Source organism: Paraburkholderia sp. J63, assembly GCF_905220245.1.
Lineage (GTDB): Bacteria > Pseudomonadota > Gammaproteobacteria > Burkholderiales > Burkholderiaceae > Paraburkholderia.
The window spans coordinates 92,484-116,973 of record NZ_CAJMZF010000023.1; the positions used below are offsets into that span (position 1 = coordinate 92,484).

General features: G+C 62.5%; 19 protein-coding genes and 3 pseudogenes. 15 read left to right on the top strand and 7 right to left on the bottom strand.

Annotation, left to right across the window (positions count from 1 at the left end; all coding sequences use genetic code 11):
- Positions 1 to 12: 12 nt before the first annotated feature.
- The 8 genes and pseudogenes from U5775_RS23565 to U5775_RS23595 all read left to right on the top strand — a co-directional run bounded on the left by U5775_RS23565 (position 13) and on the right by U5775_RS23595 (position 9,326).
- Positions 13 to 687: a response regulator transcription factor gene (locus U5775_RS23565; RefSeq protein WP_322060508.1), complete on the top strand. Its 675-nt coding sequence runs from the start codon at positions 13 to 15 to the stop codon at positions 685 to 687.
- A gap of 247 nt (positions 688 to 934) precedes the next feature.
- Positions 935 to 4,213, top strand: a complete 3,279-nt coding sequence (locus U5775_RS23570) for an efflux RND transporter permease subunit (protein WP_322060509.1) — start codon at positions 935 to 937, stop codon at positions 4,211 to 4,213.
- A complete protein-coding gene (locus tag U5775_RS23575) occupies positions 4,203 to 5,486 on the top strand; it encodes an efflux RND transporter periplasmic adaptor subunit (protein ID WP_322060510.1) in 1,284 nt (427 codons plus the stop codon). Before U5775_RS23570 ends, U5775_RS23575 begins: the two co-directional genes overlap by 11 nt.
- A 73-nt stretch (positions 5,487 to 5,559) precedes the next feature.
- A complete protein-coding gene (locus tag U5775_RS23580; RefSeq protein WP_322060526.1) occupies positions 5,560 to 7,032 on the top strand; it encodes an efflux transporter outer membrane subunit in 1,473 nt (490 codons plus the stop codon).
- Between the two features lie 124 nt (positions 7,033 to 7,156).
- A pseudogene (locus U5775_RS23585) lies at positions 7,157 to 7,336 on the top strand (serine/threonine protein phosphatase); the annotation flags it as partial.
- A gap of 288 nt (positions 7,337 to 7,624) precedes the next feature.
- Positions 7,625 to 8,066 (top strand): annotated as a pseudogene (locus U5775_RS39510) (STM2901 family protein).
- Position 8,067: 1 nt separating this feature from the next.
- Positions 8,068 to 8,436 (top strand): DUF1493 family protein, encoded by a 369-nt coding sequence (locus tag U5775_RS23590; protein ID WP_322060511.1) that lies wholly within the window; start codon positions 8,068 to 8,070, stop codon positions 8,434 to 8,436.
- Between the two features lie 749 nt (positions 8,437 to 9,185).
- Positions 9,186 to 9,326, top strand: a complete 141-nt coding sequence (locus U5775_RS23595) for a hypothetical protein (protein WP_322060512.1) — start codon at positions 9,186 to 9,188, stop codon at positions 9,324 to 9,326.
- A gap of 74 nt (positions 9,327 to 9,400) precedes the next feature.
- Here the strand turns inward: U5775_RS23595 and U5775_RS23600 are convergent, their stop codons facing one another.
- A complete protein-coding gene (locus tag U5775_RS23600) occupies positions 9,401 to 10,360 on the bottom strand; it encodes a sulfonate ABC transporter substrate-binding protein (protein WP_322060513.1) in 960 nt (319 codons plus the stop codon).
- 201 nt (positions 10,361 to 10,561) lie between these two features.
- Between U5775_RS23600 and U5775_RS23605 the strand changes: the two genes are divergently transcribed.
- Positions 10,562 to 11,020 carry a Rap1a/Tai family immunity protein gene (locus tag U5775_RS23605; RefSeq protein ID WP_322060514.1) on the top strand — a complete coding sequence of 153 codons (459 nt, stop codon included), beginning with the start codon at positions 10,562 to 10,564 and terminating at the stop codon, positions 11,018 to 11,020.
- A 205-nt stretch (positions 11,021 to 11,225) separates the two neighbouring features.
- Complete coding sequence (locus tag U5775_RS23610; RefSeq protein WP_322060515.1) at positions 11,226 to 11,501, top strand: DUF4148 domain-containing protein; 276 nt, start codon at positions 11,226 to 11,228, stop codon at positions 11,499 to 11,501.
- A gap of 204 nt (positions 11,502 to 11,705) precedes the next feature.
- Here the strand turns inward: U5775_RS23610 and U5775_RS23615 are convergent, their stop codons facing one another.
- The 6 genes from U5775_RS23615 to U5775_RS23640 all read right to left on the bottom strand — a co-directional run bounded on the left by U5775_RS23615 (position 11,706) and on the right by U5775_RS23640 (position 17,589).
- Positions 11,706 to 12,401 carry a response regulator transcription factor gene (locus U5775_RS23615; RefSeq protein WP_322060516.1) on the bottom strand — a complete coding sequence of 232 codons (696 nt, stop codon included), beginning with the start codon at positions 12,399 to 12,401 and terminating at the stop codon, positions 11,706 to 11,708.
- 45 nt (positions 12,402 to 12,446) lie between these two features.
- On the bottom strand, positions 12,447 to 13,919 hold the full coding sequence (locus U5775_RS23620; RefSeq protein ID WP_322060527.1) for a HAMP domain-containing sensor histidine kinase: 1,473 nt from the start codon (positions 13,917 to 13,919) through the stop codon (positions 12,447 to 12,449).
- Positions 13,920 to 13,958: 39 nt separating this feature from the next.
- Positions 13,959 to 14,633, bottom strand: coding sequence for a response regulator transcription factor (locus U5775_RS23625; protein WP_322060528.1), 675 nt, complete (start codon positions 14,631 to 14,633; stop codon positions 13,959 to 13,961).
- Positions 14,634 to 14,837: 204 nt separating this feature from the next.
- A complete protein-coding gene (locus U5775_RS23630) occupies positions 14,838 to 15,524 on the bottom strand; it encodes a response regulator transcription factor (RefSeq protein WP_322060517.1) in 687 nt (228 codons plus the stop codon).
- A complete protein-coding gene (locus tag U5775_RS23635) occupies positions 15,521 to 17,095 on the bottom strand; it encodes a HAMP domain-containing sensor histidine kinase (protein WP_322060518.1) in 1,575 nt (524 codons plus the stop codon). The genes U5775_RS23630 and U5775_RS23635 overlap by 4 nt, the downstream gene beginning before the upstream one ends.
- A 341-nt stretch (positions 17,096 to 17,436) precedes the next feature.
- Complete coding sequence (locus U5775_RS23640; protein ID WP_322060519.1) at positions 17,437 to 17,589, bottom strand: hypothetical protein; 153 nt, start codon at positions 17,587 to 17,589, stop codon at positions 17,437 to 17,439.
- 40 nt (positions 17,590 to 17,629) lie between these two features.
- Between U5775_RS23640 and U5775_RS23645 the strand changes: the two genes are divergently transcribed.
- The 5 genes and pseudogenes from U5775_RS23645 to U5775_RS23665 form a co-directional block, all read left to right on the top strand.
- Positions 17,630 to 17,956, top strand: coding sequence for a DUF4148 domain-containing protein (locus U5775_RS23645; protein WP_322060520.1), 327 nt, complete (start codon positions 17,630 to 17,632; stop codon positions 17,954 to 17,956).
- A 1,482-nt stretch (positions 17,957 to 19,438) separates the two neighbouring features.
- Complete coding sequence (locus U5775_RS23650; RefSeq protein WP_322060521.1) at positions 19,439 to 20,815, top strand: replication initiation protein; 1,377 nt, start codon at positions 19,439 to 19,441, stop codon at positions 20,813 to 20,815.
- A gap of 1,264 nt (positions 20,816 to 22,079) precedes the next feature.
- On the top strand, positions 22,080 to 22,763 hold the full coding sequence (gene parA, locus U5775_RS23655; RefSeq protein ID WP_322060522.1) for a ParA family partition ATPase: 684 nt from the start codon (positions 22,080 to 22,082) through the stop codon (positions 22,761 to 22,763).
- A complete protein-coding gene (locus U5775_RS23660; RefSeq protein WP_322060523.1) occupies positions 22,753 to 23,769 on the top strand; it encodes a ParB/RepB/Spo0J family partition protein in 1,017 nt (338 codons plus the stop codon). Before parA ends, U5775_RS23660 begins: the two co-directional genes overlap by 11 nt.
- 533 nt (positions 23,770 to 24,302) lie before the next feature.
- Positions 24,303 to 24,490: pseudogene (locus U5775_RS23665) on the top strand (PLP-dependent threonine dehydratase); the annotation flags it as partial.

Here is a 24,490-nt window from a genome sequence, read left to right on the forward strand (position 1 = left end):
ACCTGGAAGGCCATGCCCAGAATACTGACCATCGAAGACGACGCCGCCATGGAGCAAAGCGTCGTCCCCACGCTCGCCTCGACCGGCTTTACCGTGGACGTCGCCCGCTCCGGCCGCGAAGGGATCGCCATGGTGATGGCGGGCGACTATGACGTCGTCGCGCTCGAGCGCCGCCTGCCCGACCTCGACGGCCTCACCATCGTCACCACCATGCGCGGCGTGGGCATCGAAACGCCCGTGATCGTCATGAGCTCGACCACGGGTGTGGAAGAGCGCATCCAGGGCCTGCGCGCGGGCTGCGACGACTATCTCACGCGGCCCTTCTCCATCGACGAAATGTCGGCGCGCGTCGAGGCGCTCGTGCGGCGCCGCACGCGCCCCGTGGCCGCGGAAACCGTCCTGCGCGTGGGGCCGCTCGAACTCGACCTCGTCAAGCGCAAGCTCACCTGCCGCGACAAGATCCTGCGGCTGCGGCCCACCGAGCTGCGCGTGCTGGAATTCATGATGCGCCACGCGGGCCAGGTGCTCACGCGCACGATGATCTTCGAAGGCGTCTGGGGCGGCCGGTTCGACCCCGGCACCAACCTCGTGGACGTACACGTGGGACGCCTGCGCAACCGCGTCGATACCCCGGGCCAGCCGTCGCTCATCCGCACGATACGCGGCTCGGGCTATCTGCTCGGCTGACGCATTCGAAACGATTGCGGGCCAAGGTGTTTTCGTGGAATTTCGTAGTCCTTTTTGTTAACGAATTCCGCCGTCGACTAAAACTTGTTTCATCTGCCTGGTTGCTGGACGTTACACCGCGCCGGCCACAATACCGGCGTCGGCTTCCCGAGTTTTCTCCCGTACTTTTCAGGCTGTTTTTGCGCCATGCCGGCGCACCAGTACGCCGCGGGAACCGGCGCCGATGTTCTGAACGGAGCCCCTTCTGATGTTGAAAATCGTCCGGCTGGCCTTGAACCGTCCGTACACGTTCATCGTGCTGGCCCTCCTGATCCTGATCGCGGGCCCGCTCGCTGCGCTACGCACGCCTACCGATATCTTTCCGGATATCCGCATTCCCGTTATCAGCGTCGTCTGGAACTACGCGAATCTTTCGCCCGACGACATGTCGGGCCGCATCGTCACCTATTACGAGCGCACGCTGGGCACGACCGTCAACGACGTCGCCCATATCGAGTCGCAGTCGTTTCGCGGCTACGGCATCGTGAAGATCTTTTTCCAGCCCGACGTGGACATCCGCACGGCCACGGCGCAAGTGACCTCGGTATCGCAGACGGTGCTCAAGCAGATGCCGCCCGGCACCACGCCGCCGCAGATTCTCAACTACAACGCGTCCACCGTGCCGGTGCTGCAGCTCGCGCTCACGAGCAACACGCTCAACGAGCAGCAGCTCGACGACTACGCGGCCAACTTCATCCGTCCGCAATTGCTCTCGGTGCCCGGCGTGGCCATTCCCACGCCGTACGGCGGCAAGGTGCGCGAGGTGCAGATCGACCTCGATCCGCAGGCGTTGCAAGCGAAAAAGCTCTCGCCGCAGGATGTTGCGGACGCGCTCGCGCAGCAGAACCAGATCATTCCGGCGGGCACGCAGAAGATCGGCCGCTTCGAATACAACATCACGCTCAACAACAGTCCGGTCTCGATCGAGGCGATCAACGATCTGCCGATCAAGACCGTGAACGGCGCCGTGATCTATATGCGCGACGTGGCCCATGTGCGCGACGGCAACCCGCCGCAAACGAATATCGTGCGTGTGGACGGTCATCGCGCCGTGCTCATGTCGATCCTCAAGAACGGCTCGGCCTCCACGCTCGACATCGTCTCGGGCGTGAAGGCCAAGCTGCCGCTCATCGAGCAGTCGCTGCCGCCGAGCCTCAAGCTCGTGCCGCTCTCCGATCAGTCCGTGTTCGTGAAGGCGGCCGTGAGCGGCGTGGCGCGCGAGGGCATCATCGCCGCCGCGCTCACCTCGGCCATGATCCTGTTGTTCCTCGGCAGCTGGCGCTCCACGCTCATCATCGCGGCTTCGATTCCGCTCGCGGTGCTCGCGGCCATTGCCGGGCTCTCGGCCTGCGGCGAAACGCTGAACGTGATGACGCTGGGCGGCCTTGCGCTCGCGGTCGGCATCCTGGTCGACGATGCGACGGTGACCATCGAGAACATCAACTGGCACCTCGAACAGGGCAAGGACGTGCGAAGCGCGATTCTCGACGGCGCCGCGCAGATCGTCATGCCCGCGCTGGTTTCGCTGCTCTGCATCTGCATCGTGTTCGTGCCGATGCTGCTGCTCAACGGCATCGCGCGCTTCCTGTTCGTGCCGATGGCCGAGGCCGTGATCTTCGCGATGATCGCCTCGTTCGTGCTCTCGCGCACGTTCGTGCCGATGATGGCGGGCTATCTGCTCAAGCCACACGCCTCGCAGGGCCATGCCTCGGGCGAGCTCGCCGCGCTGATGGCGCCGCACGGCGCGCATGATCGCGTCGTGCGTTCGCGCAACCCGCTCGTGCGCTTCCAGCGCGGCTTCGAGCGCCGTTTCGAGCGCGTGCGCGCCGGCTATCGCAACGTGCTCGGCCTCGCGCTCACGCATCGCAAGGGCTTCATCGTGGGCTTTCTCGCGATCGTGATGGTCTCGTTCGCGCTCGTGCCGTTCCTCGGCCGCAACTTCTTCCCGAATATCGATTCGGGCGAAATCGAAATTCACGTGCGTGCGCCCGTCGGCACGCGCGTGGAGGACACCGCCGATCTGTTCGACCATATCGAGGACACGGTGCGCGAGGCGATTCCCGCCGATCAGCTCACGAGCATCATCGACAACATCGGCCTGCCTAACAGCGGCATCAACCTCACGTACAACAACAGCGGCACGATCGGGCCGCAAGACGGCGACATCATGATTTCGCTCGCCAGGGACCATGCGCCCACGGCGCAATACGTGAAGCAGTTGCGCACGCAACTTCCTCGTCTGTTCCCCGGCACGACGTTTTCGTTCCTGCCCGCCGACATCGTGAGCCAGATCCTGAACTTCGGCGCTCCCGCGCCCATCGACGTGCAGGTGAGCGGCCCGAACATGCGCGCAAACCAGCGCTACGCCAACGAGCTGCTGCACCGCGTAAGCAAGATTCCGGGCATTGCCGATCCGCGCATCCAGCAGGCCTCCACGTATCCGCAGTTTTCGGTGGCCGTGGACCGTTCGCGCGCCGACGAGCTCGGCATCACCGAGCAGGACGTGACGAACTCGGTCGTGGCCACGCTATCGGGCACGAGCCAGGTGTCGCCCACCTTCTGGCTCAATCCGAAGAATGGCGTGTCGTATCCGATCGTCGCCGAAACGCCACAGTACCGCATGAGCACGCTCTCGGACCTGCAGAACCTGCCGGTCACGGACAAGAGCGGCGCCTCGCAGATTCTCGGCGGCATCGCCTCGATCACGCGCGGCGTGAGCGACGCCGTGATCTCGCACTACAACATCGAACCGCTCTTCGATATCTACGCGACCACGCAAGGCGCCGACCTCGGTTCGGTATCCTCACAGATCCAGCAGGCCATCCACGCCACGGCAAAAGACGTTCCCAAGGGCTCCACGGTCACGATGCGCGGCCAGGTGCAGACCATGAACACCGCGTTCACAGGCCTGTTGCTCGGTCTCGCGGGCGCGGTGCTGCTCATCTATCTGCTGATTGTCGTGAACTTCCATTCGTGGGCCGACGCGTTCGTGATCGTTTGCGCGCTGCCCGCCGCGCTCGCGGGCATCGTGTGGATGCTGTTCACCACGCATACGCCGCTCTCGGTGCCGGCGCTCACCGGCGCGATTCTCTGCATGGGCGTGGCCACCGCGAACGCGATTCTGGTGGTGTCGTTCGCGAGAGAGCGCCTCGCCGTGACCGGCGACGCCATGCGCGCCGCGCTCGAAGCCGGCTTCACGCGCTTTCGCCCCGTGCTCATGACCGCGCTCGCAATGATCATCGGCATGGCGCCGATGGCGCTCGGTCTCGGCGACGGCGGCGAGCAGAACGCACCGCTTGGCCGCGCCGTGATCGGCGGCCTGATCTGCGCGACCTGCGCCACGCTGCTGTTCGTGCCCGTGGTGTTCAGCCTCGTGCATCGCCGCGATGGCCGTGGCGGTCACGACGACCTCGACGACACGACCACGCCCAGCGATTCCCATCATCCGGATCAACTTGCCCTTGAGGAAGAATCCCATGTCTACTGAAGTCGACATCGCCCCGCCGCAAGCGCTTCGCCATCTGAAGGCCGTCGCCGCCGTGGCGCTGCTGGTCGCCACCGGCATCGTTTCCGGCGGTCTCTTCAGCCGCGTGCATGCACACCAGGAGCTCACGTCCTGGACCGACGCGCAGGCCGTGCCCACCGTCGCCACCGTGCTGCCCGAGCCCACGCCGGCTTCGCAGCCGCTCGTGCTGCCGGGGCACCTCGCCGCTTATATCAACGCGCCCATTTACGCGCGCGTTTCCGGCTATCTGCATGCGTGGTACGCCGACATCGGCACGCATGTGAAGGCGGGCCAGTTGCTCGCCGTGATCGACACGCCCGATCTCGACCAGCAATTGCAGCAGGCGCGCGCCGATCTGCAGAACTCCGTCGCCAACGAGAAGCTCGCGGCCACCACCGCGAAGCGCTGGACCGAGATGCTCAAGCAGGACTCGGTCTCGCAGCAGGACGCCGACGAAAAGACCTCGGACCTGATCGCCAAGCAGGCGACCATGGAGGCCAATGAGGCGAACGTGCGCCGCCTCGAAGCGCTCGAATCGTTCAAGCGCCTCACCGCGCCGTTCGACGGCGTGGTCACCGCGCGCAAGACCGACGTGGGCGCGCTCATCGACGCGGGCAGCGGCAGCGGCCCCGAGCTCTTCACGGTCTCCGACGCGAGCCAGCTACGCGTCTACGTGAGCGTGCCGCAAAGCGACGCCGCCTCGATCAAGCCCGGCATGCACGCCACGCTCACGGTGCCCGAGCGGCCCGGCATGACCTTCGACGCGAAGCTCGTGGACACCGACCAGTCCATTTCGCAGACCTCGGGCACGATGCTCGTGCAGCTCGCCGTCGACAACAAGGCGGGGCTGCTGTTCCCGGGCGAATACACCGAGGTTCATCTCGACATGCCCGGCGACGCGCACGCGCTCTTCGTGCCCGCGAGCGCGCTGATCTTCCGCTCGCACGGCATGCAGGTCGCGGTGGCCGGCGCGAATCATCGCGTGCAGTTGCACGACGTGACGATCGGCACCGATCTCGGCACGCGCGTGGAGATCACGGCGGGCCTGAAAGCAGGCGAGCCCGTGATCGACAATCCGCCGGATTCGCTCGCGAACGGCGATATCGTGCGGCTCGCGGCGACGGCAGCGACGAATGCGCCCAATGCGGCAGTGGCCAACGCGTCCGTTAACAAACCCGCCGGCGCCCCCACGCACGCGGCCACGAAAACCGCCTCGGCCAATCCCGCGCAGAATGCGGAGCGTGCGCATGGCTAAGCGGTTTGTCCAGCGCTCGCGCGCGAGCGGGCCCTGGCGTTTGCGCGTGGGCCTCACGGCGCTCGCCGCCGCCATGCTGCTCAACGCCTGCTCGTTCGCGCCCACGTATCACGCACCGGCCACGGCCATCCCCACGCATTTCAAGGAAGCCGGCGACTGGCAGCTCGCGCGCCCCGCCGACCAGTTGCCGCGCGATGGCTGGTGGAAGGCATTCAATGACCCGATGCTCGACCAGCTAGAACCCCAGGTGGCGAAGGCCAACCCGAACGTGGCCGCCGCGCTCGCGCGTCACGATGAAGCCGATGCGCTCACCTCGCAGGCACGCTCGGCTCTGCTGCCGACCATCGGCACCGATGTGCAGGTCGACCGCGAGCGGCAGTCGGCGCTGCGTCCGCTGCGCGGCGCGGGTCAGCCCAACGTCTACGACTCGAACACGCTCGACGTGGGGATCGGCTACGATCTCGACCTGTGGGGCAAGGTGCGCAACGAAGTGAAGGCCGGTGAAGAGAAAAGCCAGGCGAGTGAAGCCGATCTCGCCTCGCTGCAACTGAGCCTGCAGGCGAAGCTCGCGACCACGTGGTTCAACCTGCTCGGACTCGATCAGCAATCCAAACTATTGACCGACACGATCGCTACTTATCGGCACGCGCTCGAACTGACCGAGAGCCGCCATCGCGGCGGCATTGCTTCGTCGCTCGACGTCTCGCGCGCGCAGAACCAGCTCGCCGCCGCGCAGGCCTCTTATGACGACGTGAGCGCGCGCCGCGCGCTCTACGAGCATGCGATCGCGACGCTCATCGGCGTGCCCGCCTCGCAGTTCAACGTCGCGTCCGACACGATCCGCCCGCATCTGCCCAATCTGCCTGCGGGACTGCCCGCCGCGCTGCTGCAGCGGCGTCCCGACATCGCGGCCGCCGAGCGCCGCGTGGCCGCCGCCAATGCGCAAATCGGCGTGGCGAAGGCCGCGTTCTTCCCCGATCTTTCGCTGGGACTCGACGGCGGCTTCCAGAGCGACACGTTCTCGCCGTGGCTCGCCGCGCCCAACGAGATGTGGTCGATCGGCCCCGAACTGATGATGACGATCTTCGACGGGGGCCGCCGCGAGGCGATCGTGCGCGGCGCGCGCGCGAAGCTCGCCGAAAACGGCGCCGACTACAAGGCCACCGTGCTCAATGCGTTCCAGCAGGTCGAGGACAACCTCGCGCTGCTGCATCACCTCGGCGACGAGGCGCAACGCGAGAACGAGGCGCTCACGGCGGCGCAGCAAACGCTCACGCTTTCGATGTCGCAGTATCGCGACGGCGTGGTGAGCTATCTCGACGTGGTGACGGCGCAGACCACCGAGCTTTCCACGCAGATCGCCTCGCTCGAACTGGACACACGGCGGCTCGACGCCACCGTAGGCCTGATCCAGGCGATAGGCGGCGGCTGGAGCACGCAGCAGATTGGTGAAGACACGGCATCGGTTGCGAAGGCCGCGGTAACGCCGGCAGCGACGAGGACCGACGCCGCAGCGGTAACCACAAAGGCCTCGTCCACGTCATAACGCAACATCAAACGCCAGGACATTCGCCGCAATTCGCCCGGCACATGCATTGCGCATGTGCCGGGCGCCGTTTTTTCAGCAGCGCCGTGCGCGCTTGCGCTGCGCAGTCACGAGGCGATTCGACATGACGAAAAAGGACGCTCCCGACGCATCTCCCACCGACACCGCCGCAGGCGTCTCGCGCCGCGGCTCCCTCAAGCTCGCCGGCGCTTCCGGCTTCGCGGGCGCGGCCGGCGCCGCGGCCGCGCTCACCGGTGTCGCGAAAGCCAGTCCGGCCGCGCCCGACGGCACACCCGAGCAGATTCGCTCACTATCTTTGAGCGCTCCACGATCTATCTGCGCGTATCCACAAATGGAACGCCGCAAGAATGGATCGTAGACGGCGCTTGCACGCGCTGACTTGACAACTTGATACACTTCGCAGACACCAACACGGATATTCCTGATTGGTTTCGGTAGATTGACCTGTGCACTTCCGGCGAATTGAGATAGCCGCATACGGATTACCCGAACGCGATTTGGTGGGGCCTGGGGATAACGTCTTTTGAGATGGCATCGGACTCCGGTAAAGTGACGGCAATTAAAACCGTATATCCCAGATACGAGCACGAATTTATATTCATACGGCATACACCGGAATATCAGCGCGGGTGAACTGTTTTTCTACGTTGCACTCGATCAAACCCGCAAGGAATTGGGCCTGGATGATCTAGCCGCTGCTGCGTCTATCCTCTTGAGTCAGAACGACGTTCCCGTTGCCGGAAAACTTGCCGGGACTGTCGCCGGTACGTCCGTTATGTCGGTGGCCGCGCGCAAGTTTCTGCCGTTCAAGATTGCGATACGGTTACCGACCATCGTTAAGGCTGGCGCAGGAGGTCTACGGATTGCGATGACCCGCAGTCTTGGGAGCGTTTGTGGGGCGTGCTATTCCCGTTGTCGGGACGGTAATGCTTGGCCGGGACGCGTTCCTGATCATGCAGAACACGATTTCCACATACAACCGCCTGGCGAAGGCTGAAGACCGGGTTCTTTGATATGGCAGACCAGATTTGGGAAGCGCTTGAGGCGTTCGCACGTGAAGAACTAGGCCGCCCGCTGTTCGGACGCCTTGAGCTAAGGCCAGAATCACGCATCGAAGAGGATTTGCGGCTTACCGGCGTGGACGCCGTTGAGTTCATCGACAAGTGGGCGGAAAAGTTCAATATCGATGCTCCGGACGGTTTTCCATATGCCCGATACTTTGGCCCGGATTCACTAGACGTTGTGCGCGTGGTCGCCGGGTTGTTCTCAAAGAAATTCCGCGATGCCCCGCTTGTGCCAATCACGCTGGGAATGCTCGCTGAAGCAATGCGACGCGGCAAATGGGACACAGCGGAAATCGAAGCAGCAAGCGCGCGCAATTAATTGAACCAGCCAAACGGCTGGTTTTTTGTTTTGCGCGTAATCATAAGCTGAGCGTGAAAGTACGATTTTTCGTCACCGGGCGACAGATTAGCCCCGTTGCCAAATAGTCGAAATCTTGTTAAGGCGCTCTACGATATTAGCGGTAAGCATCCCATAGTTCGATTGCATAATTTCAACGCCAGTACCGGTCAACGTGGCAACAGTATAAACATCTATCCCCTGTGCAACGGCCTCCGATATGTATGTATTCCGCAGGCTGTACATAACCGCATCGGACAGCTTCGCTTTTCCCTCGACTCTACGAACGATCGCCAATAATCTTTAGACGTCCAGCGTCTACCATCGGCTCTAACCAATAACGGGGCAATGCCAATACGGTCTTTCGTTTGCTGCGTGAAGAATTCCCGCGCCGTAACTGATAGCGGTATTTCGCGCCGTCCGGTCTTTCCATCCAAAAACGGCGTACCGGCGTTCTTATCGAAGTCGGATATGTTCGCGTTCGTCAACTCTCCAGGACGTGCACCAATCAAAAGCAAAGCGGTTGCCAATATACACAGATCGTCCAGCATAGCGCCCAGAAGTCGCTTACGCTCTTCCGCTGTCAACCATCCCTTTCGACACACCCCGACATTCGGAAATGCATTAACCTCTTTCCATCCAATATCCGTAGACACAAGCTTTATACTTTTCCCGAAGTTCAACGCGGCTTTCAACGTGTTCAATTCCCGGGTACCGGTTATGGGATCGCCGTGTTCGACGTGGACCCGGGCGAGCACGGCGGCAAGACCACCATCACGATGAACTACTATCACGCGCCGGGCGCCGACCAGACGCCCACGCCCAACTACGAACTGTTCGAGACGATCACGCTCGCGAAGCCGCGTAAGTGAGTGAGCACTTCAAGTGAGCACTTCGCCGGACGTGGCTAGCCCGGCCCCGGCTCAGCGGTGAATCGCGGCGGCGCTCAGGCCAGCCCCGGCGCCGCCGCTTGCAGCACGTCCACGCGTTTGGGCACGAGGCCGAGATCGAGGAAGGTATCGGCGATCTGCTGCTGTTCGCCGAGGATCGCCTTCGTGATCGGCACCGTGCCGAACTGCGTGCGATCGACCGCCTGCGCGACCACGGGCGCGGGCAGCCCCCAAAGCTTCGCGAGCTCGGCGGAATAGGCCGCGCGATTGTTCTTGCCCCATTCGTCCGTTTTGGCGACCTCGTCGACCACCACGCGGATCACGTCCGGGTTCTGGCTCGCGTAGCTGCGCGACGAAAAGTAGAAGCCACGATTGACCACCACGCCGCTCGCATCGGCAAGCACGCGCGCGCCGAAGCTCGCCTGCGCCGCCGCGAAGAACGGGTCCCAGATGACCCAGGCGTCGATGGAGCCGTTCTCGAAGGCCGCGCGCGCATCGGCCGGCGCGAGGAAGACGGGATGCACGTCGCGGTAATCGAGGCCGTGCTTGCGCAGCAGTTGCACGAGGAAATAGTGGACGTTGCTGCCCCGGTTGAACGCGACGCGCTTGCCCTTGAGATCGGCGACCTCGTGCAGCGGCGAGTTGCGCGGCACCAGCACCGCCTCCGATTGGGGCCGCGGCAGCGTGGCCGCCACGTAGGCGAGCGGCGCGCCCGCGGCCTGCGCGAAGATGGGCGGCGCCTCGCCCACGTCGCCGAAATCGATCGAGCCCACGTTGAGCGCCTCCAGTTGCACGGGGCCCGCGTTGAACTCCGTCCACGTGACCTTGACGCCCAGCGGCGCGAGACGCTGCTCGAGCGTGCCACGGCCCTTCAGGAGGCTCAGCGCGCCCTTCTGGTTACCGATGCGCAGGATGCGTTCGGGGGCCGCTGCAAAAGCGCGAGGCGCGCTCAGGGCGGGCAGCGCGGCGGCAGCCGCACCCAGCGAAAGTTTGAGAAATGCGCGGCGTGTGCTCATGGAGTCCTGGCGACGGTCGTGACGGAAAGTTCGACCGATTCTACGAAGCGTCTACGCAAATCAGAACGATGGAGTTTTCCGATTCAAATCAGCTACAGGACTAAGGCCGCCGGTGGCCGTTCGCCTCCTTGATGCAGGGCAAATTATGAGACCGGCTGGCCGCTAGGCTAGCAGCCCGCACGCACGTGCACCGCGCGCGGCATGACCATGCGGCACGCGCGTTGTCGTCTCCCGATCAACCGTTCCACCCACGCTCACATGAAAAATGCTCTCCTTGCCGGGCTGGCACTCGTTGCCGCGCTCGGCGCCGGCAATGCGGCCGCTCAATCCACTCAAGCCACGCAGCCCAGCCAACCCGCACAGGCGGCCCCTGCCGCTCCGTCCACTTCGATCGATCAAACCGATGTCTTTCTGAACGTCTGCCAAAGGCCGGAAAACGTCGATGCCTGCGTCATGTATCTCGCGGGCTACACGAACGGCGCGCTGGTTCAAACGCTGATCGACAAGCAGCCGCCGCGCTACTGCGTCCCGCAAAATCTCGGACGCAAGGAGCAGCTCGGCGTGATCCTGGCGTGGATGAAAGGTCACCTCCAGTTCGTTCTCGAACCCACCGCCGCCGTTATCTACAAGGCGCTGATCGGCACGTTCCCCTGCCGCTAATCGCAGCCGCGCCCGGCGCTCGCGCAACGCGGCGCCCGCGCGCGACGAGGTTGCTCTTTCAACGAAATCTCGCGCATTGGTAAACATTTCTTCATATTCCTGCATCGGGTTCGATAGGCTGACCTAACTATTCTCTCAATACCGGGATGCGACACATCGCATTCGCTAACCGGCTAACCGAATATGTTCTCTGGAGGATAGTTCCATGAAGTCGCTCATGATCGTTGCAGCTCTCGCCGGCGCCGTTGTCACCACGTCCGCTTTCGCTCAAACCACCGCCCCGGCGCAAAGCACCTACCCGGCCAACACGACGACCGTTGCCATGAACAACACGGCAACGGCTTTCCAGCAAGGCGGTTGGGTAGCGCCCGATGGTGTGCAGGTCGCTCCGAAGACGCGCGCGCAGGTCTATCACGAGCTCGTGCAGGCGGAGCAGGACGGCCAGCTCGCGTACCTGAATTCCACGCTCTACGCACACTGAAGCCTTGCTGCGCCTGGCGCGCAGCCCGCAAGCAGCATGCAGGAGAACGGCACGCCACGCGCGTGCCGTTTCTGTTTTTAGCGCGACAGGTACACGCGCGTTGCCGCGCATGTGACCTCAAATCCCACAAACGGTTACCTTCGGTGTGAGGCGCGGATTTGTCTGAGCGTTGAGCGCCGCGCGCGACGCATGCCCTGGTAACGTTCAGACCGCCTTGGGCAGCGTGAGCTGATAGCCGTATCGGCTGATGGTTTCGATGCGCACTTCAATGGCCTCGCGTTCGAGCTTGCGACGCAACCGCGAGACGACGAGGTTCACCGTCGACGGATCGATATCGTCCTTCTCGGGCCACGCATAGCGAATCATCTGGTCGCGCGGCACAGGCATGTTGGCCTGGCGCAGCAGGCATTCGATGAGCAGATATTCGCGGCGCGTGAGTTCCGCGCGGCGCGCGCCTTCCACGATCTCGCGCGTGCTCGCGTCGAGCAGCGGCGCCACGGCGGCACCCGGTTCGCAGGGCGGCGCCAGCGTCGCGCCCGTGCGCAGCAGCGCGAGCATGCGCTCGTGCATTTCGATGAACGAGAACGGATAGCGAAAGCACGCATCGGCGCCCGCGCGCAGCAACTGCGAGCGCTCGTGCGCGCCGGCTTCGATGCCGAGCACCGCGATGATGGTCGCGCCGTTCGTCGCTTTCGCAAGGCCGGGCAGCAGCGTGAGCAGTTCGGGCAGTAAGGCACCGTCGAGCGCGACGGCGATCACCGCATCGAAGGGTTCGTCGCCGGCGAGATAGAGGCCGTCGCGCAGCTCGTGCGCGCGTTGCAGGCTATGGGCGCTTTCCTGCAGGGCCTTTTGCAGCCAGGCGCCTTCGGCATGGCATGGCGAGATGAGGAGGATGCGCATAAGCTCGTGTTGTCGTTTGACTCGATTTGGCTCGGTCTGCCTCGGTCAGGTCAGCGCGCGCGGCCAGCATTCGACGCTCATGCGCGTGCCCGGTCCGCCGTCTGCTTTATTCGCTTCGGTCGCTTCATTCGCTCGATGCGCTTCATTCGCTCGATGCGCTTCATTCGCTCGATGCGCTGCGTTCGCCAGATCGCGCGCGTCGTCCATATGCAGCGTGAAATCGTGCACGCGCATGACCGCCGCCACCACGCTCAGGCCCAGACCCGAACCTGCTATATGGCGCACGGCATCGCCCCGATAGAAACGCTGCAGCACGGCCGCGCGCTCGCCCGGCGCGATGCCCGGACCGTTATCCGCCACTTCGAGCAGCGGGCCCAGCGCCGTGGCGCGCAACGTCACGCTGACGATGCCGTCCTGCCCCGGCGCGAACTTGATGGCGTTGTCGATGAGGTTGCTGAAGGCTTCGAACAGCAGCGCACGATCGCCGTGAATCTCGCTGACCGGCTCCGCGCTCACGCGCCATTCGATTTCGCGGCTTTCGGCAAGCGGCTCGTAAAGCTCGGCAAGCTCGTGCACGAGCGCCTGCAGATCGACGGTCGCAAAGCCGCCTCGGCGATGCAGCGTGCCGATCTCGGAGATGCGCAGCATCGCGCGAAAGCGTTCGAGCAACTGGCCCGTCTCGGCGCGCGCGCGCTCCACGAGGTCCGCGCCCGCCTCGTCGCCACGCAGGCTCTCGCGTTCGGCGATGCGCGCGAGCAGCGTATGCAGATGCACGAGCGGCGTGCGCAGATCGTGCGCGATGCCATCGCATGCACCCTTGACCTCGCCCATCAGCCGCTCGACCTCGTCGAGCATGTGGTTCACGAGATGCGCGAGCATGTCGAGCTCGTCGTCGCCGCCCACGGGCAAGCGCCTGTCCAGGTCGCCGCGCGCGATGCACTGCGTGACGCGGCGGATCTCGCGCACGCGCCGGATCTGCCGCATGCCGAGCACGAGACCGCCCGCGAGCGCCGCGCAAAGCGCGAACACCGCACCCACGGACAGCGTGCGCACCACGATCTCGCGGATGCGCAGCACGCTCGTCATGTCGCGCGCGACAACGAGATGCATGCCGTTGGGGCGAACCTCGCCCACGATGCGCACGATCGGCGACTGCGCGTGATCGGCGGGCTTCATGACATGCTTGAGCGTCGAGCCCACGCGGTCATAGCTGAGGTTCGGCGGCGCCTCGACGATGTCACCGGCCACATAGCGGCCATCGTTCGTGAAGAGGCCGTAGTAGTTCACGTGCATGCGCTCGTGCTCGAGCCGCTGATAGATCGCGGCGGGCAGTTGCGCATCGGGAATCGAATCGAAATAGATGAGCTGCCAGCCCATGATGGTGTCGGCGTCGTGCTCGATCGAATTGGTCGCGGTCCACGCGATGAAGCCGACGAGCAGCGTGAGAAACACGCCGAACAGCGCGGTGTAGGCGCACAACCAGCGAAACGTCGTGGTGTGCCAGCGCCGGCGCGGCATCGCGGGCGCGGGGGAGGAGGGACGGCTCGACACGCGGGGTTATCCGAGAATGTAGCCGGAACCGCGCACCGTCTGGATGAGCGGCGGCACGCCCGGCGGATCGATTTTCTTGCGCAGGCGGCCCATGTGCACGTCGATCAGGTTGGTGCCCGGATCGAAGTGATAGCCCCAGACCGCTTCGAACAGCATGGTGCGCGTGATGGTCTTGCCCGCGTGGCGCATCATGAATTCGAGCACGCGGTATTCGGTGGGCAGCAGCACGACTTCTTCGCCGTCGCGGCGCACCTTGCGGGAGATGAGATCGAGTTCGAGCGGGCCCACGCGCAAGGCGGTCTCGCGCGCGACGCTCGCGCCCTGGCGGCGGCGCAGCAGCACTTCGAGGCGCGCGGTGAGCTCCTCGGGGTCGAACGGCTTGGTGAGGTAATCGTCGCCGCCCGCGCGCAGACCACGCACGCGTTCGTCGACGTCGCCGAGCGCGCTCAGCATCAGCACCGGCGTCTGGATGCCGACCGTGCGCATGGCCGTGAGAATCGACAGGCCATCGACGCCGGGCAGCATGCGGTCCAGCGTGATGGCGTCGTATTCGTCGCTCATCGCGCGCGCCATGCCGTCGCGGCCGTTATCGACCCAGTCGACGGCAAAGCCGCGTTGCGTCAGTTCGCTGACAATTTCATTGGCTGTGACGGCATCGTCTTCCACCGTCAATACGCGCACCTGGCTCATTTCCTCGCACTCCGCCGCGCTTCACATGCGCGGCCTCTTTCGAAGTGCAAGTTTACCGTCGTAAGGCCGCCGCGCCGCGCCTGCTTTCATGAAATTAAATTTAGTTTGCTAACGCTTGCTGCCGCTTTGACCTTGGCTTTGACCGTGCAGCGCATGCTTTCAATTCCCTTTCGCGGCGCTGTGTGGCAGACATCGTCATTCGGCGGCACGCGCGGAATCGCCGCGCAAATCGAGCTGGTAGCCATAGCGGTTGATCGTCTCGATCTGCGCACGCGCGCCGTGCGTGATGAACTTGCGGCGCAGCCGCGACACCACGAGATTGACGCTCGAAGGCTCGACATCGCCTTTCTCGGGCCACGCATAGCGGATGAGCTGCTCGCGCGCGACCGGCGCATTCGCGTGACGCAGCAGGCATTCCACGAGCAGATACTCGCGCGTGGTCAGCGAGATGCGCCGCTCGTCGACGACCAGATCGCGCGTGAGCGGGTCGAGCCGCGCCGCGCACGAGCTCGCCTGCGCAAGCGCGGTGCGCCGCAGCGCGAGCATGCGCTCCTGGATCTCGAGTATCGACCAGGGCTGCACGAAGCAGGCGTCGGCGCCCGCGCGCAGCAGTTGCGCACAGTCCGCGGGGGTCGCGCGCGTGAGCGCGATGACGACCGCCGGCGCGTCGGGCAACCGCGTGAACGCGCCGAGCACATCGACGAGACCGTCGTGCGCGTGCGCGCCGGCGCAGAGGATCACCGTGTCGAACGACTCTTGGGAAGCGAGGTAGACGGCGTATTGGAGGTTGTCGGCAACCTCGACGCTATTGAGGCTCTCGCTCAGCGCCTTGTATAGATAGCTCCGCTCCGCGTCGGAGGAGGAGCACAACAGGACTCTCATTGATAGCGCGTGTTGGGCCGGGAATGAGCAGGCCAGCAGTCGATGGTGATGGTCGTGCCCGTGCTCGCCGGCCCGGCCGTGTCGGGCGCGGCGCCGTCTGCGAACTCGGGGGCGAGGTGGGATGCAAAGTTGAAGGCGAAGTTGGAGGCAAAGGCGGGCACCGCCGCGCCGATGGCGAGCCGGTAGTCGTGCAGCCGCAAGACCGCGGCGACGATGCCGAGTCCGAGTCCCGTGCCCGGCACATGACGCGCCGCGTCGCTGCGGTAGTAGCGGCCGAGCACCGCGTCGCGCTCCTCGGGAGCGATGCCGGGGCCGTTGTCGGTGACGCTGAATTGTGCGCCCGCAGGTGTCGCGCGCAGCGCGACACACACGGCGCCCTCGTGAGGCGCGAATTTGATCGCGTTGTCGAGCAGATTGCTGAAGGCTTCAAAGAGCAGCGCGCGGTCGGCATAAACCGGGGCGACCTCGGCCAGCACGATGCGCAAGTCGATGGCCTTTTCCTCAGCGAGCGGCGCATACAGTTCGCACAGCTCGGTCACGAGATCGGGAAGCATCACGAGTGCGAATGCACTGCGCCGCTTGATCGCGCCGATCTCCGAGATACGCAGGAGTGCAGAGAAACGTTCGAGTACGATGTCGGCCTCCTCGCGTGCGCTCACTATCACGGCGGCCATAGCGGGCTCGCCGCGGCGCTGCATCGCTTCGGCCGTATGCGAAAGACGCAGGCGCAGCCGCGTGAGCGGCGTGCGCAGATCGTGCGCGATGCCGTCGCAAGCGCTCTTGACCTCGCCCATCAGCCGCTCGACTTCGTCGAGCATGCGGTTGACGAGATGGGCCAGCATGTCGAGTTCATCGCGGCCCGCCACCGGCAGCCGCTCGCCGAGATCGCCGCCGGCTATGCGGCCGGTCGCCCGGCGAATCTCGGCGACGCGACGAATCTGCCGCATGCTCAGCAGCAGCCCGGCGCACAGACTGCCGCACAGACACAGCAGGCCACCGCCGTAGAGCGCCTTGAGCAGTTCGCCATGCACGTGACGCACATCGGAGAGCGAGCGCGCCACGACGAGGCGCGAGCCGTCCGCGCGCACTTCGCCCATCGCACGCAGCGGGGGCTGCGCGGCGCCGACGTCGAGCATCATGGTTTGTCCATGCGCGTGCTCGTGCGAGCGGCCCCAGGGGTCGAGCACGAGTTCGGCCGGCATCGCATGGATGTCGCCGGCGATCCAGTGGCCGTCGGCTGAGAACAGGCCGTAAAAGTTCTGGCGCCGGTTTTCGCGGCGCAACCGGGAATCGATGGCGGCGCCGAGCGACGCGTCGCTGCGCGAGTCGAAGTAGCGCAATTGCCAGCGCAGGCCGCTGTCGGTCTCGCGGATCATCGCGTGGGTCACCGAATACTCGATGAAGCCGAGCAGCACCATGAACGACACCGAAAAGATCGCCGCGTAGGCGGCGAACCAGCGGAAGGTCGTGGTTTGCCAGCGGTCGTGGCCGATGTCGACCGCCGCCTGCACACGCGGCGCCTCGGGCACGAACGCGCCCGTCTTGCCCGCCACCCAGCCCGGGAGGTTCATTGCGGACCTCGCACCGGATGCGGCAGGTACGCCGTGATTTCGCTGACTGACATGACTCTCCCGATGGCGATCCGCGCCGACGATGAACGATGCGCGCGCCAACGACCCCGGCAACCTGACGACCCACTGAGGACCAGTACGCGCGCCTGGACATGATAGTGGGGGTGCTGCACCGCAACGGCATCAGCACGATGAAGAGCGAGTCATGTTCTTACCGGCGCATAACGCCCGGCTGTCAGTTGTCAATTCGGAGGAACGCGAAGGGGGCGCGGTGCAGGTCTGAACAAGGCGCCTGCCGCATACGTTAGAGGGCTGCGCGGTTCGTTGTGTTGGCATCGGCTTCATCGCTCCATCGCGCCCGTTGAATCGATGAAAGTTGTTTCATCCTGTTGAGCCCATTCCAGATCTGCCTGCTGCTTATGCTCGACGCTCGTTGGCATGCCCTCGGTGCGATGTCGTTTTTCGTCGCCGGCATGTCGCGGGTTCGTCGGCATCTGTGCCGACTCATTTGTCCATAAACAGCTGGAGGTCACCATGAAGCGTTGGCTCAAGTTCGCATTGATCCCTTTCCTTGGCGTCGCAAGCGCGAGCGCGTTCGCCGCCCCTCACCTCACACCGCAGGCGTGCCATAGCTATCCGTTCGTGCGGTCCGCTCGCGAGGTCACGCACGGCGAACTCATGCAGGAACTCAGGGATCTCTCGCTGGTCGGCTACCAGGCGCATGCGGTAGACAACGATTACCCGTCCGATCTCGAGACCGCCCAGCAGCGGCTCGGCAGCCTCTATCGGCACGATTGTCTTGTGGGGACCTCGGCGTCCGTATCGCAACAGGCGACGCAGACCCAGGCGCAGGCAGAGTGAGACGGTTGAGCGCGCGCGTGAAGGTCACCTATACGGAAGGTTGCGGTGCACCTTGTGCCACTGACGGGCAATTGACCGTGACTCACGCGCCGGTTTCCCATATCCGGTGACCTGGCTTAGGTAACCCGATATGGGAAGTGGATACCTTTCGACAGGTATCCTGGAAAGAGGCGCCGCTACGCAGTGCCACGGGACCGCGTAGACGGATTCCGGGTTTCCGAACGCCAGGTGTCTGGTCCGGCGGCGAGCTTCTCAAGTGGCACACCAATCCCATAGGCAGTTACCTTTTCGGGCTGACCTGTCCCATAGGCAGGAACCATTCGGTTTCTTGTCTATATAAATCATATAGTTATGGTTGAAATTGAATGTCGATTCTTATGAATCGGCGTAAAGGTCACGTGTTTTGGGAGCCATACCGATGCACTTCGTCTTGTAGGTCACCGGTTTTGGGACAGCAGCGGTTGGTGATCACTCACATCTCCATAGGGTCCCGGTTTTGGGAGACGTCTTTCTCATCGGACACGTGTTTCAGTGTTTACCTTTTACGCTTTAGAACCTTTAGTAAACCTTTAGGTGGCGCAAAGCCTTATCTGGCAAGGGTTTGCGGGCGATTTGGTTGCAACTTATGGGGTGCTGGGTACCCGCTATGGGAGTTCGGGGTTGTGGATATGGGGATTCGGTAGCCTCGCATGGGGAGTTGAGGTTGTGGATATGGGGAAAAGGTTGCCCGGTATGGGAAAAATTGCCGAAACGCCCTCAGGTCACTGGTTATGGGATCGCGTAAAGGTAGCGCGATATGGGATGCGTGGGCGGTATTTTCACAATCTGGAGGCCGTTCGGGCTGTCGAACGGTAGCCGTCTATGGGGGATCTCTTGGGTAACCGGTCATGGGGACGTTACTGCAACGCCTTTTTAAGGTAACTCCAGCCAATCGACGTAGGTGCCGCATAGTGACTTGGGAGCCCGGTCAGTCGCCATGGCCAGGTAGCCATCTATAGGATGAATCCTTGGTACCCGGTTATGGGAGTGCTCTCTTGACCGCCGATCGAGAAAGGCCCTGATTCAGGCTATTTGAGGTTCCCATTTATGGGATGGTTCAAAGGTCACCGGTAATGGGACATCTTTTACATGCTGCTCGCCGAAAGTCCCCGAAGTGACTGCTTTTCGAAATCTCCCATAAACGGGTACCTGTGAGTAACCTGATTGAGAGTGAGCACTTACTTGTGACCTCAAGGTAGCGTGTTATGGGAGTGATTTCTGGTTGTCAGGTCCTAATGGTTACCGGATATGGGATCGAACCTGAGCGGCTGGAACGCGCTTCGGTGACCTTCCCGCTTCGCCGCGCGGCGGCTCAAGGCATGCCTGTCAACTTTTCCGGCAGGCAGTGTCGTGGTCCTGCACAGGCGCGAGCCCAGCCTTGAGTCACCTAGTCGGTTGGTATACAGTTACCAACCGACCAGGTTCCCTTTTTACGTGGATCATATGGCAAGAAAAAAGGCCGATGCCGGCGATGCCGACAAGCAAGGTGCACTCATATTCCAGCAAGGCCAGCCGCCTGATCTCTTCCGCAAGGCGGTCCCCGCGATTCATATCGCGCCGAAATCCGGATCGATCAGCCTTCAGCAGCGCAAGATGTTCAGCTCGCTGATCAAGAACGCCATCCGCCAGGACTCCCTCGAAACCGGCCGTTCTTCGTTTGAGATCACGATCTCCGCTCTTTCGCAGGACGTCGATCTGAACAGCAACAATACCGAGTACGTCAAAGAGACGATCAATTCGCTGATCAGCACGGTCGTCAACTGGGACTACCTCACGCAGGACAAACGCAGTATCTGGAAGGCGTCGGGTCTGCTCGCAGGCGCCGAACTCGAGCGCTCGGTGCTGCGCTATACCTTCTCCGAGCAGATTCGCGGCGAACTCCTGAACCCCGAAATCTACGCGATGATCGACATGCGGATCACGCGTCAATTCCGGAAGGCACATTCGCTCGCCCTGTGGGAAAACGTCGTGCGCTACGAAGCGGTGGGCTTGACGGCGCGCTTTCCGCTTGCGACCTTGCGCGACCTGATTCTCGGCCAGGATACCTCGGCGCAGTCGTACAAGCTCTACAAGCAGTTCAAGAGCCGCGTGCTGGTGCCCTGCATCAAGGAAGTCAACGAGATCTCGGATCACAACTTCGAGCTCATCGAGCACAAGGTGGGCCGCTCGGTCGTCGCCCTGCAGTTTCGCGTGACGCGCAAGCCGGAGACGGATCCGTCGCAGGAGCTTCGTGCGAATGAGACTGTGCTGATCGGCGAGATGTCGAAGTTCAGTGTTCCGGTTTCGGAGGCGCGGCGCCTCCTGAAGCAGTACGGCGAGGAAAAAATTCGCACGGCCGTCGCCTATACGGCCGCGCGTGTTGCCCAGAAGAATGCGGCGCCGCTCGCAAATGTGGCGGCCTATTTCCGCAAGGCGCTGATGCAGGGCTATCAACTGCCAGGAGCCAACGCGGCAGCCGGCACGAGCACCGATTCGGGCAAGGTGCGCGAGAGCCAGGACCAGGTGAAGGACCGCTATATTGCGGCGAAGATTGCCGAAGCGCGGGCCTACTTCAACGAGCTCGAGTACGACGACCAGACCGCGCTTATCAAGCGGTACAACGAAACGGTCGGCATGGACAAGCTCAAGGTTTCGACGGCCAAGGTGCCGAGCAAGATGGCATCGACGAATTTCTTCCGCTGGGTGGTTCTCGACACCTGGGGCCAACCGACTGCTGCCGATCTGCTCGAGTTCCTGCTGAGCGGACAACAGGTGCCGACCGCTGGTGATCTTCAGGCCATGGGTGATGTCGAGCTCGCGCTGAAGACGCGCGCTGAGTGATTGCACGCTCTCTCCTCTTCTTCTTCGGCAATTGGCCGTTGTCTTTCTGGGGATTTAGCGAAATTTATCCATTATAAAAAGATAGATAAATTTCGCTTTCCCATTTTTCCCTTACGTCGATGCTGTGCCGAGTCGCTGAGGTTTGGCGCTGGGCATAGGTGTGTCGGTTTCTCTGCTTGGCGGTAAGTCCCTGGCTGGCTCGATGCATTCGCTTCTTTGTAGCTGTGTAGGTCTCCACGTGGAGATTGTGTCGCTGCGGGTGTTGGCGCTGTGATTGCATCGGTGAGCTGACCTAGTTGTGGTCGCTAGTCTGGTCTACTTGGTGGTACTGAGTCCGCTACTCATGCGCATCTGCGTTCGTGCCTCTTGCTCGTGGCGTCGATGGGTTTTGTCGCGATTGATAGGTCCTAATGGAACGCCGATAGCCCAATCGTCGTTGGTTGGGCGGGTAATGGCTTGTGCGCCAGATGCCATGCTCGCGGGCGCGCAGGTTCTACGGCTTTGACGGAAATCTCAATTCCTGTCTACGAGATAGGTTGGCCGACGCAGTAGGCAATTCACGGATCTCCACGTGGAGATTGAGGTAACTCGCATGATTCCACGGAGACTGTGACAACCTATGTTGAACGAACTCAGACGTACTCCCGAGAAGCGAATGTACGGGGTAATTTCTCGATGACAAAAAAGAACCACGCTCTTGTTCGACCGACTCTCCACGTGGAGATGGTGACTCCCGGCCGTAGCGACCTGACCTGAGAGCTTGCTTGAATTTCGCGGTAAAGATGATTTCGACGACCTAAGCTGCATCACGATCTCCACGTGGAGATCGTGATGTCGGAAGGAAAAACCTGCGAAGCTCTCCTTCGGTCGCGCTTCCCCCTGAATAACCTTCCCGTCGTCCAGTCCCGAGATAAAACGATCTCGATGCTCTTGCATCGGATTGAAATACATTCGCCCGACTATTTGACGCGGGGGCGAGTTAAACCGCAGAGTTCGGCCCAAAGATGGAATCTCCACGTGAAGATCACATCTCAACCAGGCATCGCCTGATCGCAGATTTCCCGATTTCGCTCTCCAAACGACTCACCCGCTCGAAACCCTTATCCGAACAGCCAGTTTGGTTGTGAGCTGACAACGATTTCAGCGCTAAAGCTAGAATTTACTTTAACTAGCCGCTAGACTGCCAACTGACTCGCCGAGGAATCTCCACGTGGAGATTCTGCGTGAAGCGGGTGCCGGCGTCGAACATAGCATGGAGAACTGAATGGGACTGGTCATAGCGGTAGCAAACCAAAAGGGCGGAGTAGGCAAAACCACGACCAGCATGAATCTGGCGGGTGCATTTCAGTCCGAAGGCTATAAGGTCTACGTCGCCGATGCCGACGGCCAACAATCCTGCATGAGTTGGTGTGCCGCGGCTGGCCCGGAAACTCCGCTTCCATTCCGCGTCGGCAGCATCAATAAGCTCGAGAAGATGATTGGGCCGGAAATCGCCGCACTCGCGAACGACTACGACGTCGTCATCGTTGACTGTCCGCCGAACATCAACGATTTGACCACTGCCCGCGTGCTCGCCGTCGCCGACGCAACCATTATCCCGACCGATGCCTCACCGATCGACATCTGGAGTAGTGAAGGAATGATGGAATTGGTCGAACGCACGCGAGTCGCCAATCCCGCGGGGAAATTCGCAATTTTGCTGAATAAGGCTAATTCAAAGACTCTCCTGCATACGCAGATGAGCGCGATTCTTGCCGAGAGCAATGTCCGCGTGCTCGCGGCCACCGTCAAGCAACGCGAGCTGTATCGTCAGGCGGCGGCGCTTGGCCGGACGGTCTTCGACGTAAAAGGCGTGCGCGGCGCGAAGGTCGCCAAGGACGAAATCTCCGCGGTCTATGGCGAAATCGTTGCGCTCGTTCAGGAAGAGGAGGTCGTCGATGGCAACTAAGCTCAATTTCACCAGCAAGGTTCGCGCGGGTATGGCGGTCGAGCGTGCATCGGCGGGCGAGCGTCTTGCCGATGGCGACGTCGTCGGCATTGCTCAACGCGACGCATCGGTCATCTCGATTGCCGACGCTGCAACGGTGGAACCGGCCGCCGCTCCCGATGTTCACGCGGTGAAGAAGATTCCGGTCGAGGACGTCGTCTCGAATCCGTACAATCCGCGCGCGTTCTACAGCGCGGAGACGATCGACGAACTCGCCGAGAGTTTTGCCAAGCAAGGCCAGATCACGCCGATTCTCGTCACGCACCTGCCCGAGTTTCCCGGCAAATACGTGATCGTCGATGGCGAGCGCCGTATCCGGGCGGCGCGTTCGCGGGGCGACAAGCATATCGATGCCGACGTGCGCGACGGTCTCGATAACCAGAACCTCTACCTGCGCGCCTACCATGCGAACAAGGAGCGGGAGGAGCAGACGGTCTTCGACGACGCACTGGCCTGGAAGAAGTTGCTGGACGACGGCGTGTACGTCGATCAGGTCGAGCTGGGGGTCGCCGTCAGTGAGGATCCGAAGCACATCAGCAAGGTGATTTCGCTCACGTCCTTGCCGCCGTATCTGCTGCAACGCATGGCGCAGCATCGCAAGGACGTCGGCCTTGGGCATGCCTACAACATCAAGCTGATCTTCGACCGTGCCGGCGCGAGCGTCGCCGAGCATTGGCTCGGGCAGGTGATCGAAGGCAAGGCGAGCGTGCGCAAGCTCGAGGCGGCGGCATCGGCGGAGGCCGGCGCGCGACGCATTGGACCGCGCCGCACGCATTATCAGTCGCGTGTGCAATTCAGTCGTCCCGATGGTGTTGCGCTCGGCGAGCTGAAGCTTTTCGGCGATGGTCGCGCTGAATTGAGCCTGAAGGGCATCGCCGCAGCAGACCAGCAGCGTCTGGCCGAACGGATGAAGGCCGTGATTGACGAGTGGGCGGCCGAGATGGATACGGTTGAGGCGGCAAACTAAAAAGTACGCGCAAAAATCGGAAAGGGCGGGGCCGGGGAAGGGCGCCCGCCCTTTACTTTTAGGACGCCGGAATCCATCCCCATGGCCCATAAACGAGGCTAGGGTCGAAACCGTGAAACACCATCGAGAAAATCTGGCCGTTGAAAAGTTCGTTTGAAATCAACGAGATGTGCGATAATTCATAGAATGTTTCACGGTGAGACGTGTTTAATTGAGGGCTAAATGGTTGCCACACGCCCGGTTGCAGCACCAGAATCGCTTTCCGGATCAAAACGTATCATCTGAAATGTAATTCGTAGTTATCAAAACATTTCAGCTGCGCGCACGATGGATTGACAATTCCGGCCACCTCCGCCATGCTTGTACGAATGAACTACCGCCATTGCCCGATTACGCTGATTATTCGCACCATTCATCGAATGGTGGGTTAGCGTACGTCTGGTAAAAGCGACAACAACCCGCCCCAAGAGGCGGGTTTTTTGTTTCCGCCTCCTGGCTAATAAAAGATAGCAAGAGACAGCACAGGAGCCGTCATGCAGGTCGAATCGAGCCATACCGCAGTCGTCGAAGCCGACACAACCCAGGCCACCACGGTCAAAAGCGAAGCACGCAATACGCAGCAAACCGCGCAGCAGACCGATTACCTGCGCCTGATCCTCACCGCCCGCGTCTACGACGTGGCCCGCGAGACCGAGCTCGAGCGCGCGCCGAACCTCTCGGC

Coding starts and splice junctions, on each gene's coding strand:
- U5775_RS23600 (WP_322060513.1), bottom strand. CDS start 10,360: ATGAGCACACGCCGCGCATTTCTCAAACTTTCGCTGGGTGCGGCTGCC.
- U5775_RS23620 (WP_322060527.1), bottom strand. CDS start 13,919: ATGCCGCGCCGGCGCTGGCACACCACGACGTTTCGCTGGTTGTGCGCC.
- U5775_RS23645 (WP_322060520.1), top strand. CDS start 17,630: ATGAAGCGTTGGCTCAAGTTCGCATTGATCCCTTTCCTTGGCGTCGCA.
- U5775_RS23575 (WP_322060510.1), top strand. CDS start 4,203: ATGTCTACTGAAGTCGACATCGCCCCGCCGCAAGCGCTTCGCCATCTG.
- U5775_RS23650 (WP_322060521.1), top strand. CDS start 19,439: ATGGCAAGAAAAAAGGCCGATGCCGGCGATGCCGACAAGCAAGGTGCA.
- U5775_RS23640 (WP_322060519.1), bottom strand. CDS start 17,589: ATGCCGACGAACCCGCGACATGCCGGCGACGAAAAACGACATCGCACC.
- parA (WP_322060522.1), top strand. CDS start 22,080: ATGGGACTGGTCATAGCGGTAGCAAACCAAAAGGGCGGAGTAGGCAAA.
- U5775_RS23615 (WP_322060516.1), bottom strand. CDS start 12,401: ATGCGCATCCTCCTCATCTCGCCATGCCATGCCGAAGGCGCCTGGCTG.
- U5775_RS23565 (WP_322060508.1), top strand. CDS start 13: ATGCCCAGAATACTGACCATCGAAGACGACGCCGCCATGGAGCAAAGC.
- U5775_RS23630 (WP_322060517.1), bottom strand. CDS start 15,524: ATGAGAGTCCTGTTGTGCTCCTCCTCCGACGCGGAGCGGAGCTATCTA.
- U5775_RS23580 (WP_322060526.1), top strand. CDS start 5,560: ATGCTGCTCAACGCCTGCTCGTTCGCGCCCACGTATCACGCACCGGCC.
- U5775_RS23610 (WP_322060515.1), top strand. CDS start 11,226: ATGAAGTCGCTCATGATCGTTGCAGCTCTCGCCGGCGCCGTTGTCACC.
- U5775_RS23570 (WP_322060509.1), top strand. CDS start 935: ATGTTGAAAATCGTCCGGCTGGCCTTGAACCGTCCGTACACGTTCATC.
- U5775_RS23635 (WP_322060518.1), bottom strand. CDS start 17,095: ATGAACCTCCCGGGCTGGGTGGCGGGCAAGACGGGCGCGTTCGTGCCC.
- U5775_RS23590 (WP_322060511.1), top strand. CDS start 8,068: ATGGCAGACCAGATTTGGGAAGCGCTTGAGGCGTTCGCACGTGAAGAA.
- U5775_RS23660 (WP_322060523.1), top strand. CDS start 22,753: ATGGCAACTAAGCTCAATTTCACCAGCAAGGTTCGCGCGGGTATGGCG.
- U5775_RS23605 (WP_322060514.1), top strand. CDS start 10,562: ATGACCATGCGGCACGCGCGTTGTCGTCTCCCGATCAACCGTTCCACC.